The sequence below is a fragment of the Candidatus Edwardsbacteria bacterium genome (assembly GCA_018821925.1).
GTDB lineage: Bacteria > Edwardsbacteria > AC1 > AC1 > EtOH8 > UBA2226.
In genome coordinates, this window is sequence record JAHJLF010000074.1 from 1 (window position 1) to 13040 (window position 13040).

A 13040-nucleotide genomic window follows, 5' to 3' on the forward strand; every position below is an offset into this window, starting at 1 on the left:
GAGGGGAGGACTAAACTAACATATCCCGATATATACACTGACAGATTATACTTGTATAGACTAGATCAGAAGCCGGAATCAGGACTAGGAAAGTACTTGTATAAAATAAAGGTCGATAAAAAGGCAATAAAATATTTATCACTATTTAATAAATATTTCTTCATTGTTCAGCATATATAATTTTGATGATTCCCCTCGCCTTCCCGCTCTGCTCATCCACCTCCACCACCACCCCGTTGAACCTCACATCCCCCTCGGCCACCTCAAACTTGGTGGGCAGTTGGGTCAAAAACTTCTCGATGATCGGCTCCTTCTCCATGCCAATCACGCTGTCGAACCCGCCGGTCATCCCGGCGTCGGTGATATAGGCCGTACCCTGGGGCAGCACCCGCTCGTCGGCGGTCATCACATGGGTGTGGGTGCCTATCACCGCGCTGGCCCGGCCATCCAGATACCAGCCCAGGGCGATCTTTTCTGATGTGGCCTCGGCATGCATATCCAAGATGATGATGTCGGTCTCTTTCTTCAGCTCGGCTATCACCTGGTCGGCTGTTCTGAACGGACAATCCACCGCCGGCATGAACACCCGGCCCAGCAGATTGAACACCCCGACCTTGCGCCCCTGCTTGTCTTGGTAGACCCCGAAACAGGTGCCCGGCACATCAGGCGGATAATTGGCCGGACGCAGCAGGCGCGGCTCTTTTTTCAGCCGGGGCAGAATGTCCCTCTTGTCCCATAGATGATTGCCGGAGGTGACCACGTCTATGCCCAGGGCGAACAGATTGTCCAGCACCGCCGGGGTCAGACCGAAACCGGCCGCGGCATTCTCCCCGTTGGCTATCACAAAGTCTATCTGATGCTCCTCGACCAGCCCGGGCAGAAGCTTCTCCACCGCCTGACGTCCCGGCCGCCCGATGATATCGCCGATAAAAAGAATTTTCATTTTCCCACTAATATTCCATCAATATGTCACCCTGAGAAATCCAACCTGCCCGGCAGGCTGAATGGGTGATTACGTCATCCTACGCCCAGCCACGTTTGTGTGTGCCCTCAGGATGACACTATTCTGTCACCCTGAGAAATCTGCATTGCCTGCCAAGTTGAACGGGTGACCTATACTCATCCTTCAACCTGTGTTGCCTCGTTGTGCCCACAGGATGACTTGATTCTGTCACCCTGAGAAATCTATTTTGCCAGTCAAGCTGAACGGGTGACCTATACTCATCCTTCAATCTGTTTTGCTTTGATGTGTCCTCAGGATGACAATTTCAAAAAGGTCAAGCTTATTTTGCGTACCCTATTCCCCGCGTTTCGCGGATGACCGTCACCTTGATCTGCCCGGGATACTGCAGGGACGACTCCACCTTGTGGGCGATCTCGTTGGCCATCTCGGTGGTCCGGCTGTCGCTGACATCCTCCGGGGTGACGATGATCCGGACCTCGCGCCCGGCCTGGATGGCGTAGGCCTTGCTGACCCCGCTGAACGAATAGGCCACCTCCTCCAGTTTCTCCAGCCGTTTGACGTAGGCCTCCAGCGATTCCCTTCTGGCGCCCGGCCGGGCACCGGAGATGGCATCGGCCGCCGCGATCAGCACCGAGATGGGCGAGATGAACTCGATATCCTCGTGGTGGGCGCCGACGGCGTTGATCACTATGGCCGACTCGCCGTAGCGCTTGGCGATGTCCATGCCGATCTGGCTGTGGGTGCCCTCGATGTTGTGGTCCACCGCCTTGCCGATGTCATGCAGCAGCCCGGCCCGCTTGGCCAGGGCCGAATCCAGCTCCAGCTCCCCGGCCATCATGCTGGCCAGAAAAGCCACTTCCTTGGAGTGCTGCAGGACGTTCTGGCCGTAGCTGGTGCGGAACTTCAGCCTTCCCAGAAGAAGCAGAAGTTCGGGATGCAGTCCTGGCACCCCCACCTCCAGGGCCAAAGACTCCCCGGCCTCCTTGATGCTGCGGTCTACATCCTTCTGGGCCTTCTCGATGACCTCCTCGATGCGGGCCGGCTGGATCCGCCCGTCGGACACCAATTTCTCCATGGCCATCCGGGCCACCTCCCGGCGCACCGGGTCGAAGGCCGAGATCACTATGGCCTCCGGGGTGTCGTCTATCAGCACCTCCACCCCGGTGGCGGCCTCGAAGGCCCGGATGTTGCGTCCCTCCCGGCCGATGATCCGGCCCTTCATCTCGTCGCTGGCCAGCGGCACAACGGAGACGGTGGTCTCGGCGGTGTGCTCCCCGGCGTAGCGCTGGACCGCCATGGAGATGATCTGGCGGGCCTCCTTCTCGGCGTTCTCCTTGGCCTCGTCGCGGATGACCTTCATCATCTGGGCGGACTCATGGCGCACCTGGGTCTCCAGGTTCTGCATCAGTATCTTCTTGGCCTCCTCCTGGGTCAGTCCGGCGATCTGCTCCAGCTTGTTATTCTGCTCGTCGATCAGGTTGGTCAGGCGCTCGTCCTTGGCCCGGACCACCCGTTCCTTGGCCACCAGCTCCCGCTCCCGGACCTCGACATCCTTCTCCTTGCGGTTGATGATGTCCACCTTGTGGTCGATCTGCTTTTCCTTCTCGGTTATCCGGTGCTCGTAATCCTTGATCTCCTGGCGGCGGCTCTGGGTCTCCTTTTCAAAAGTGGTCTTCAGCCGGTACGATTCCTCCTTGGCCTGCACCGCGGCCGCCTTCTTGTAGGTGGCCGCCTCGCGCTGGGCCTCGGCGATCACCTTCTCGGCCAGCTTCTCGGCCCCGGCCAGTTTGGCCTCGGAGATCTTCTGATGTATCAAATATCCCAAAAAGGACCCCAGTCCGGTGCCGGCCACGGCTATAATTATCCAGATCACTGTCATCATGTGTCTTTCCCTTCCTGTTTATATGTAAAAAGTGTCGTGTTAAAATGTTTTTACTTTTATCGTCATTCTGACCTCACCCTTCCCTCTCCTAATGCTTTAGGAGAGGGGCTGGGGAGAGGTCGTGAACCATAGCAGCCAATAAAAATTCCCCGCCTGTGTCGGGCAAACGGCATCTTTGAACCCATTCAAAAGGTGGTACCTCCTCAACCGTTTTAGGCTTCCCCTTGCGGGGCATGCACACCGCGACTGAAGGTTAGGTCCATTAAGAACAGGCGTTGGCTCAAAAAATATCCGCTGGCTTCGAGCACTGCAGGGAAAATGAACGAACTCTATCTAGGCCAAATATACTACCGTTGGGCCGGATTTGCAAGCCTTTTTTGAAAAATATTTTCCGGCCCCAAAGCTGTTATTCGCCGATCTCTTCCAGCCTGTGGCTGAGCTTCTCCATCGCTTTCTCGCGCTCCTGTCTTTCCCGGAACAGCTCGTCGGCGATATTGATGGCGGTAAGGATGGCGATCTTGGAAACGGCCCCGGTCACCGACATCTGGGATAACTGGCGCATCTTCTCGTCCACGTAGGCGGCCACCCGCTTGACGTATTCGGCGTCCGCCTGCCCTTTGATCCGGTATTCGTTCCCGAAGATCTCAACTTTTATGCCCGGTTTGGATTCGGTCATAGCACTCTATGATTATGGTTTAAAATTTCCCTGCAGTTCAATATACTACTGCTGGAGTTTATCCAGCTTGCCTATTATGTTTTCCAGCTTACTCTTAAGCTCTTCCTGCGACCCCTTAAGCTGCCGGTTCTCATCCTGCAGGGATTCCAGGTCCCCGCCCCTATCCTCCATTGACTTGATCTTTTTATTCAGGGTCTCCAGCTGTCCCTTTAGCTGGGCGTTCTCGCCCTCCAGTTGATCCTTGGCTTTCTTTAACTGTGTGATGGTCCCGACCGCTTTGTCGATCCTTTCCTCCAGTGCATCCAGTGCGTCTAAGCTCATAGATGATCCTCCGAGTTTATATATATAAAATGGCAGGAGCCAAATCAGGACTGTTATCTGATATTGGCCTGCAGTTTCCCCTTCAATCCCTCCAACACTTTTTGATGGATGCCTGAGACCTCGGCGTCGGTGAGGGTCCGGCCGGCCGCCCGGTAGACCAGTGAGAAGGCCATGCTCTTGCGGCCCGGCTCGATCTGCTTTCCCTGATACAGGTCGAACAATGACACCGATTCCAGTTCGCCGCCGGCCAGCTGTCCGATCAGTTCGGTAACCCGCCGGCATTCCGTCTCCGCCGGCAGATCCAGGGCCAGATCCCGCTTTATTGACGGGTATTTCGGCAGATCCCGGTATCTGTTCTGTTTCAATCCGGACAACTCCATCAGAACCTCCAGATCGATCTCCAGGTAATATATCCGATCCTTAAGCCCTATCTTGGCCGATACCGACGGATCCAGCTCCCCGCAGCAGCCCAGTATTTTTTTATTGACCCTGACCATGGCCGAACGGCCGGGATGCAAAGCCGCGATCTTTTCTGCGGCAAATTCGGCCTCAGCCATGCCCAGAGAATCCAGCAGGAACTGCAAAGCGCCCTTGATATCGAAGAAATCAACCGCCTTGGGCTTGGCATCCCATGATTGATCAGCCGCCTGGCCGCACAGTAAGGCTCCCAGATGAAGGCCTTCGTAAGGAGTTGACTTTTGGGGGCGGAATATTTTTCCCATCTCGAAAAGCCTGACGCCGGCGATGCCGTTGTTCAGGTTCTGTCCGGCCGCCTCCAGCAGGCCCGGAAGCAAAATCGTCCTGAGGGCTGATTGGTCCGAGGAGATGGGATTGACCAGTTCCACCGCCGGTTGGGACGGAAAGGCCGGCGACAGGTCCAAAGCCTCCAGTTTTCCCGGGTCTATCAGGGTCAGGCCGTAATGCTCGGAGAATCCCTGGCTGGTCATGGCTTTTGAGACCCCGGCCAGAAAGATATCCTTGGGGCGTTTGACGGCCGGGACCGCCCAGGGCTCGATACGATCCCCGGGCAGGTTGTCGTAGCCGAAGATCCGGCCCACCTCTTCAATCAGGTCCACCTCGCGCTCGATATCGCTGCGAAAGCTGGGCACCTGCACCTGTATGACATCGTTGGATATTTTCGCCTTCAGTTCCAGGGCATTCAGTATCTCAACCATCCTCTGGGCGGGAATGTCCATTCCCAGCAGGCTATTGGCCTTCTCCGGACGCAATGACAGTTGGCGGTATTCGGGAAATTCCGTTTTGGCCACATCCAGCACACCCGCCGCCACCTGGCCTCCGGCCAATTCGGCTATCAGTTTGGCGGCCCTATCGGCCGCTTTCTTCAAAATAAGAGGATCGGCCCCCCGCTCAAAGCGGTATGAAGCATCGGTCTTAAGGCCCAAAGACCGGCTTCCCTTGCGTATCAGGTTGGGCTCGAAATAGGCGCTTTCCAAAAGGACGTTTTTTGTATTGTCGGATATCTCCGACTCCAGCCCGCCCATGATGCCGGCCAGGGCCACCGGCCGCTTGGCATCGGCGATCACCAGGTTGTCGACCGTAAGTTTTCGCTCCACTCCATCCAGGGTGGTAAAATTCTCATTGGGCTTGGCCCGCCTGACCACAATGGTATGATCGGCCAACTTGTCATAATCAAACGCATGAAGCGGATGCCCCAATTCATACATCACCAGATTGGTCACATCCGCCACGTTATTGATAGGGCGCAGCCCTATCTTCTCGATCTTCGTTTTAAGCCAGCCGGGGGATTCGGCTATCTTGACCCCGGTGATCACCCGGGCCAGATACCGGGGGCATCCCGCTCCGTCTTCAATGGTCAATTTGGCCAGCTGGTCAATCGGCTGACCTTTTTCGGCCACTATGCAGTCGGGCTGGGTGATCTTCCCGCCGGCCAGGGCCCTGATGTCCCGGGCGATGCCCAGCAGGGACAGGCAATCCGGCCGGTTGGGTGTGATCTCCAGATCCAGCAGATGGTCGCCGCCGGACAATGGCTCGACCGCCTCCACCTCTATGCCGGAGAAGGTCAGCTTGTCGGACAGCTCCTTGACCGTCCAGTTGAAATCTATGAATTCTTTAAGCCAGTTATAGGTTATCTTCATTTTTTTGGATGCTGATTATACTTGCCGTATTCCGTAGCCGGTATTCTGTATCAGTTCCTAATCGCTTTGCTCTTTGTGTCTTGGTGCCTTGGTGGCTGGTTAAAATTGCTCCAGAAACCTCATGTCCCCCTGGTAGAACATCCGGATATCGTTGATGCCGTACCTCAGCATGGCCACCCGCTCCAGCCCCAGCCCCCAGGCGAACCCCTGATAAACCTCGGGATCGTACCCCACATTCTTGAAGACATTGGGATCCACCATCCCGGCCCCGGAGATCTCCAGCCAGCCGGATTGCTTGCAGACCCGGCAGCCCTTTCCTCCGCAGAACAGGCAGGAGAAATCGTACTCCACGCTGGGCTCGGTAAAGGGGAAGAAATGGGGGCGGAACCTTATCTTGACCTTCTCCCCCAGCAGTTGCCTGGCAAAATAATTAAGGATGCCTTTCAGATCGGCCAGGCTGGCCTTCCTATCCACGTACAGCCCCTCGCACTGGTGGAACACCGGCATATGCGAGGCGTCGATGGCGTCGCGCCGGTAGCAGCGGCCGGGGGCGATGATCCTGACCGGAGGCGGCTGGGACTTCATGGTCCTTATCTGCACCGGAGAGGTATGGGTCCTCATCAGCAGACTTTGATCGTTATTGAGGTAGAAGGTATCCTGCATGTCCCGCGAAGGATGGTTCTCCGGCGTGTTCAGGGCGTCGAAATTATTCCGGGACGATTCCACGTCCGGGCCCTCGGCCACCGAAAAACCCATCCCGTGGAAGATGTCAGAGATATCCTCCAGCAGTTGGGACAAAGGATGCCGGTGCCCGGCAAACAGCCGGCGCCCCGGCAGGGTAATATCCACCGCCTCCTGGCTGTGCTGGGATTTTCGCTGAGACACCGACAGCCCGGCCTTCCTGGCATCCAGCAATTCACCGATCCGGACCTTAAGCTGGTTGGTGGCGGCCCCGAATGACGGCCTTTCCTCCGGCGGCAGGGACGATACCGATTTCAAAAGTTCGGTAAGCTCTCCCTTGCGCCCCAGATACAGAACCCTCAGGGCCTCCAACTCGGCCAGGGACCGGCAGCCGGAGATCTTCTCTTCGGCTTCGGCTCCTATTATTGCCAGTTTATCATTCATCGGAAAAAATGATTCGGCTCAATACCCTTAGGCGGGGCCGATCTCCGGCGCTCCTTTTTCAACCGGAACTGCCTTAGTGGCGGGTTCCTTCTTGGCCGCTTCCACGATCCTGGTAAAGGCCATCGGATCGTGCACCGCCAGCTCGGCCAGCATCTTGCGGTCGATGGCAATGCTGTTCTTCTTGAGCCCGTTGATGAAGGCATTGTAGGAAATGCCGTTCAGCCGGCAGGCGGCGTTCACCCGGACGATCCACAGGCTGCGGAACTCCCGTTTCCTGTTGCGGCGGTCGCGATAGGCGAACTGCCCGGCCCGCATCACCGCTTCCTTGGCGATGCGGTACAGATTCTTTCGGCCACCCCAAAAGCCTTTGGCTTTCTTGAAGATCTTTTTCTTTCTCTGCCGGGTGGCAACTGCGGTAGTAACTCTGGACATACTGCCTAAATATCCTTTCTATCAAAATCAGGTCGTCAGACCGTGATGGGTTTACAGGTTGGGTAAAAGTCTCTTGATGCGTTTAAGATTAGCCTTGTCCACCAGGGTGTCCTGGCGCAGCACACGTTTTCTCTTTCGGCTCTTGACGGTCAGCTTGTGGCTCTTGCAGGCCCGGGAGCGCTTGATCTTGCCGGTGCCGGTGCCTTTCAGTCGCTTGGCGGCCGCCTTGTTGGTCTTGATTTTGGGCATAACACCTCCTGAGGTTTTATGATGTTTGTTTTTTATTGTTTCTGTAAAACATGCTGCCGCCGGGACATGAACAGCCCCGGCAGTATCCGTTGGATACTGCCGCGATGTTTCAGCGATATCTTTAAATTTGCTTGGGGGACACCACCAGGTTGATGGTCCGGCCCTCCATCTTGGGGGCATGTTCCACATTGGCCAGCGGGGCGATGTCCTCTATGAAGCGGTCTATCAGCTTCTGGCCCAGGTCCACGTGAGCCATCTCCCGCCCCCGGAAGCGCATCGATACCTTCACCTTGTCCCGCTTGGTCAAAAATTCCTTGGCATGGTTGAGCTTCACCTGATAGTCATGCATGCCCATCTGCGGCCCCAGCCGGATCTCCTTGACCTTGGTCTGATGTTGTTTCTTGCGCGATTCCTTAAGTTTCTTCTCCTCGGCGTAGATGAACTTTCCATAGTCCATTATTTTGCACACCGGGGGTTTGGCCTCGGGAGCTATCTCCACCAGGTCCAGCCCCTGATCCTCGGCCATCCTTAAGGCTTCGCGGGATTCCAGTATCCCCAACTGGTTGCCCTCCGCTCCGATCACTCTGATCTCGGGGACTCTGATCCTTTCGTTGATTCGGTGTTCTTTCAGAATAAGGTTACCCTCCAAAGTGTTTAGGTTGCTAATATTACTCTCACAAAGACGCTAAGATTTTGTCACCCTGAGAGGATGGTAATGCTTGCCAAGTCGAATGGGTGGCAATGGTCATTCTTCAGCCGGTATTGCTTAGAAGTGTTCTCAGAATGACACATATTTACGGCAACAAAAAAGGCCGGCGGCAAATAAAACATGCCACCCGCCATAACAGTCATTCATCCTGACTGGTTGACCTCGGCTGGCCGCAAACGATCTTGGCCGCCGGGTGAGAAGCTACTGCCGGAAACCGGCGCGGATGGCTTCTGCTTTTCATCAATGATTTTGGTGTTGAAAAATAAGATATTTTTACAACTGGAATATTATAACAAAAAATGCCTTGAAATGCAAGAGGTTAAATAACTATTATCTTTGCCCGTATTTTGTCGATTTACAGCCTAATTGACACACAAATAAAAAGCTGTTATACTTACCGATTGCACATCCGTTTTTAACCTGTCATCCTGGGACCTCATATCAACCGGCAGGCTGTAGGATGACAATATCCACACTTCAACCTGCCGGATAAAAGCCATCTCAGTGTGACATATATCTATTAGAAATTATTTTATAAGGTTATGCGCGACAAACTGATAATAAAAGGCGCCCGGGAGCACAACTTAAAGAACATCAGCCTGGAGATCCCCCGCGACAAGCTGGTGGTGATCACCGGGCTTTCCGGCTCCGGCAAATCCTCCCTGGCCTTCGACACCATCTACGCCGAGGGCCAGCGCCGCTATGTGGAATCCCTCTCGGCCTATGCCCGCCAGTTCCTGGGGCTGATGGAGAAGCCGGACGTGGACTTCATCGACGGCCTCTCACCGGCCATCGCCATTGAACAGCGCTCGGCCAGCAAGAACCCCCGCTCCACAGTGGGCACGGTCACCGAGATCCATGATTATCTGAGATTATTGTTCGCCCGGATCGGCAAGCCCCACTGTCCCCATTGCGGACGCCCTATCACCTCCCAGACCGTCCAGCAGATCACCGACGATATTTTGACCCGACCGGAGGGCGCCAAGGTCCAGTTACTGGCTCCGCTGGTACGGGGGCGCAAGGGCGAGTACAAGGACATCTTTGACAAAATGCGCCGCGAGGGATTCGTTCGGGTGCGGGTGGACGGCAAACTTTATGAGATCGAAGCGGTCCCGGCCCTGGACAAGAACAAAAAACACCAGATCGAAGCGGTGGTGGACCGGCTGGCCATCGGCCCCAAATCGCAAAAGCGGCTGGCCGATTCCCTGGAAATAGCTTTAAAGCTGGCCGACGGCCTGGTCACGGTAATCTATGGCGATTCCCAAGAGCAGATATACAGCGAAAAGCTGTCCTGCCCCGACTGCAAATTCTCCTTCGCCGAAATGACCCCCCGGATGTTCTCCTTCAACAGCCCCTTCGGGGCCTGCCCGGCCTGCTCCGGGCTGGGGACCAAGATGGAGATCGATCCCGAGGCACTGGTGCCCAACCCCGACCTGACCATCAACGAGGGCGCGGTAATGGCCTGGGGCGACCCCATGGGGCATTGGATAGGCACCCAGCTGGAGGCACTCTCCAAGACCTATAAATTCTCCCTGGACCTGCCATGGAAGGAACTGACGCCCAAGGCCCGCCAGACGGTGCTGTACGGCACCGATAAGGAGATCAAGGTGCGCTACGAGTCGGAGAACAACCAGAACATCTACCAGTTCTCCAAGAGATTCGAGGGGGCCATCCCCAACCTGATGCGCCGGTATAAAGAGACCGAATCCGATTACATCCGCTACGATATAGAAAAATACATGTCCATCCTGCCCTGCCCGTCCTGCAACGGCGCCCGGCTGAAGCCGGAGACCCTGGCGGTGAAAGTATTGGAACTGAACATCAATGATATCTCCCGGATGTCGGTCAAGCAGGCCAAAAAATTCTTCGGCAACGGGCTTGATCTGTCGGACAAGGATAGAACCATCAGCCGGCAGATACTGAAAGAGCTCACCGCCCGGCTGGGTTTTCTGGTCGACGTGGGCCTGGATTACCTGACCCTGGACCGCTCCTCGGAATCGCTGGCCGGCGGAGAGGCCCAGCGCATACATCTGGCCACCCAGATCGGAGCCTCCCTGACCGGCGTGCTCTACGTGCTGGACGAGCCCTCCATCGGCCTGCACCAGCGGGACAACATCCGCCTTTTAAATACCCTGACCAAATTGCGCGACTTGGGCAACACTGTGCTGGTGGTGGAACACGACAAGGAGACCATGCTGGCGGCCGATCACATCGTGGATCTGGGGCCGGGCGCCGGGGCCTCCGGCGGCCAGATCGTGGCCCAGGGCACCCCGGCCAAAATCATGCAGACCAAAACCTCGCTGACCGGGCAATACCTGGCCGGAAAACGGCATATCCCCACCCCGGCCAAGCGCCGCAAGGGAAACGGTTTAAGCCTGATCGTGCGCCAGGCCTCGGAGAATAATTTAAAGGATATCGACGTGGAATTTCCCCTGGCCAAGCTGATCGGCGTAACCGGGGTCTCCGGCTCCGGCAAGAGCACCTTGGTCAACGACATCCTCTACCGGGCGCTGGCCCAAAAATTCACCCGCTCCCGCACCCAACCTGGAAAACACCGGAAGATCGAGGGCCTGCATAACCTGGACAAGGTCATCAATATCGACCAGTCGCCCATCGGCCGCACCCCCCGCTCCAACCCGGCCACCTACACCGGGCTGTTCACCTACCTGCGGGAGCTGTTCGCCATGACCCAGGAGTCCAAACTGCGGGGATCCAAGGTGGGCCGCTTTTCCTTCAACGTCAAGGGCGGGCGCTGCGAGGCCTGCGAGGGCGACGGGATCGTCAAGATCGAGATGCACTTCCTGCCCGACGTTTATGTGCCCTGCGAGGTCTGCAAGGGCAAGCGCTACAACCGGGAGACAATGGAGGTGGCCTACAAGGGGAAAAATATATCCGAAGTGCTGGAGATGACGGTGGATCAGGCCATGGAGTTCTTCGAAGCCATCCCCAAGATCCACCGCAAGCTGAGGACCCTGGCCGACGTGGGACTGGGCTACATCCACCTGGGCCAGTCGGCCACCACCCTGTCGGGCGGCGAGGCCCAGCGGGTCAAGCTGGCCAGCGAGCTGTCCAAGATAGCCACCGGCAAGACCCTTTACATACTGGACGAGCCCACCACCGGCCTGCATTTCGAGGATGTCAAGATGCTGCTGACGGTGTTGCAGCGGCTGGTGGATAAGGGCAACACCGTGATCGTCATCGAACACAACCTGGACGTGGTCAAATCAGCCGACTGGATCATCGACCTGGGCCCGGAGGGCGGCGATCAGGGCGGAAGCATTATGGTCCAGGGCACTCCGGAGAAAGTGGCCGCCCATGCCAGATCCTATACCGGACAGTATCTGAAGAAGGAAATGTAAATTTATCTATATTATTACTTCGGTGAATAAATAGCGCAATATGTCATTCCCTCGAAAGAGGGAATCCATGCCTGGATGCCCGTTCCCCGATCACAGTCGAGGACAAGTTTCACGGGTTGAGCACAGAAAGTAAAATAAGTTTGACCGAAATGCGCCTTTGGTGCGCATGACAACAAGGACGTTCGAAAAACAAATAAGGATTATGGATCTATTTAATTGCCAGAGTAATAATGATGCAAAAAAATAAAATATCTAAATATTGGCAGGTACTGCCGATATTTGTTTTTTTCCTCATAATATCAGGCTTGCATTCCAACAGCCAGGCCCAGGACACCACCTATTATTTCTACCAGGCCCTGCCCTACGGTAGCCAGGCCAACTACGATCCGTTTAACGTCATCATCAACGGCGGATACGGTGTACTGCAGATACCCAATTACACCGACCGTCGGATATTCGAATACCCTTATCGTTCCTGGTGGAAAGACCTGTGGTGTGATATAGGGAATCCCGTCAATACCATCGATCAATTCGGCTGGAAGCGTTTCCTTTCTACCGAGATCTTCCCCACCAGCCTTAATATCGAAAAACAGCAATTCTTCCCCAATTATTTTTTGCACACCTTGGGAGCCGGCATGCATTACCGGGCCACCATGGAATGGTACCGGCATCATCGTTTCCCGCATCCGGCGCTAAGCTCGGTAGTAAGCATGACAGCCTATCACCTGCTTTCCGAGATGGTGGAGAATCGCAATAATAAACTGACAACGGTTGATGCCATCGCCGATCTTTATTTTTTCGACCCTTTGGGGATAGCCCTTTTCTCCAACGAGAAGGTCTGCCGCTTTTTTTCCCAAAAACTGGAACTGGCCGAATGGTCCAACCAGCCGGCTTACAATTTCAACAGCCGCAACCTGGAGAATATGGGACAGTTCTACGTGATGAAATATCCCTTGACCAGTGACAAACGCTGGAAGGCCTTTTCCCACTTCGGCCTCAACGCGGTGGCCGGCCTGTCCCGGAAGATCGACCAGGAAAGATCGCTCTCCCTGGGTCTGGGTTTCACGGTCAAGGAACTGACCCCGGCCCAGGAGGATCAGGTGGGCCGGGCCCTGACCGCCAGGCTGGCATTAAGAGCTGGAGCATTTTATGACATCAACAACTCGTTGATGTGTTCGGTGGTGCTTTCCGAGATTCCGGAGAGCC

General features: G+C 55.8%; 13 protein-coding genes and 1 other RNA gene. 4 read left to right on the forward strand and 10 right to left on the reverse strand.

Annotated elements, in window-relative coordinates; all coding sequences use genetic code 11:
• Positions 1-180: hypothetical protein (locus KJ869_09275; GenBank protein MBU1577383.1), on the forward strand; the 180-nt coding region annotated here is incomplete at its 5' end.
• Here KJ869_09275 and KJ869_09280 read toward each other — a convergent pair.
• The 10 genes from KJ869_09280 to infC form a co-directional block, all read right to left on the reverse strand.
• Positions 161-943, reverse strand: a complete 783-nt coding sequence (locus tag KJ869_09280) for a TIGR00282 family metallophosphoesterase (protein ID MBU1577384.1) — start codon at positions 941-943, stop codon at positions 161-163. The genes KJ869_09275 and KJ869_09280 overlap by 20 nt on opposite strands.
• A gap of 340 nt (positions 944-1283) precedes the next feature.
• On the reverse strand, positions 1284-2846 hold the full coding sequence (rny, locus tag KJ869_09285; protein ID MBU1577385.1) for a ribonuclease Y: 1563 nt from the start codon (positions 2844-2846) through the stop codon (positions 1284-1286).
• Positions 2847-2988: 142 nt separating this feature from the next.
• Positions 2989-3165, reverse strand: a non-coding RNA gene (gene ssrS / locus KJ869_09290) — 6S RNA.
• An 87-nt stretch (positions 3166-3252) separates the two neighbouring features.
• Positions 3253-3522, reverse strand: a complete 270-nt coding sequence (locus KJ869_09295) for a cell division protein ZapA (GenBank protein MBU1577386.1) — start codon at positions 3520-3522, stop codon at positions 3253-3255.
• 45 nt (positions 3523-3567) lie between these two features.
• Positions 3568-3843: a cell division protein ZapB gene (gene zapB / locus KJ869_09300; protein MBU1577387.1), complete on the reverse strand. Its 276-nt coding sequence runs from the start codon at positions 3841-3843 to the stop codon at positions 3568-3570.
• Positions 3844-3896: 53 nt separating this feature from the next.
• Positions 3897-5960 carry a phenylalanine--tRNA ligase subunit beta gene (pheT, locus tag KJ869_09305; protein ID MBU1577388.1) on the reverse strand — a complete coding sequence of 688 codons (2064 nt, stop codon included), beginning with the start codon at positions 5958-5960 and terminating at the stop codon, positions 3897-3899.
• Positions 5961-6059: 99 nt separating this feature from the next.
• A complete protein-coding gene (pheS, locus tag KJ869_09310; protein ID MBU1577389.1) occupies positions 6060-7085 on the reverse strand; it encodes a phenylalanine--tRNA ligase subunit alpha in 1026 nt (341 codons plus the stop codon).
• A gap of 27 nt (positions 7086-7112) precedes the next feature.
• Positions 7113-7517 carry a 50S ribosomal protein L20 gene (gene rplT, locus KJ869_09315; protein ID MBU1577390.1) on the reverse strand — a complete coding sequence of 135 codons (405 nt, stop codon included), beginning with the start codon at positions 7515-7517 and terminating at the stop codon, positions 7113-7115.
• 51 nt (positions 7518-7568) lie between these two features.
• Positions 7569-7766 (reverse strand): 50S ribosomal protein L35, encoded by a 198-nt coding sequence (gene rpmI / locus KJ869_09320; protein ID MBU1577391.1) that lies wholly within the window; start codon positions 7764-7766, stop codon positions 7569-7571.
• Positions 7767-7887: 121 nt separating this feature from the next.
• Positions 7888-8400: a translation initiation factor IF-3 gene (infC, locus tag KJ869_09325; GenBank protein MBU1577392.1), complete on the reverse strand. Its 513-nt coding sequence runs from the start codon at positions 8398-8400 to the stop codon at positions 7888-7890.
• Positions 8401-8595: 195 nt separating this feature from the next.
• Here infC and KJ869_09330 point away from each other — a divergent pair, with 195 nt between their 5' ends.
• The 3 genes from KJ869_09330 to KJ869_09340 form a co-directional block, all read left to right on the forward strand.
• A complete protein-coding gene (locus KJ869_09330) occupies positions 8596-8802 on the forward strand; it encodes a hypothetical protein (GenBank protein MBU1577393.1) in 207 nt (68 codons plus the stop codon).
• A 215-nt stretch (positions 8803-9017) separates the two neighbouring features.
• The gene (gene uvrA, locus KJ869_09335; GenBank protein ID MBU1577394.1) at positions 9018-11834 is read left to right on the forward strand and encodes an excinuclease ABC subunit UvrA; all 2817 of its coding nucleotides are present in this window, start codon (positions 9018-9020) and stop codon (positions 11832-11834) included.
• Between the two features lie 305 nt (positions 11835-12139).
• The coding region (locus tag KJ869_09340) for a hypothetical protein (GenBank protein MBU1577395.1) at positions 12140-13040 on the forward strand (901 nt) is incomplete at its 3' end.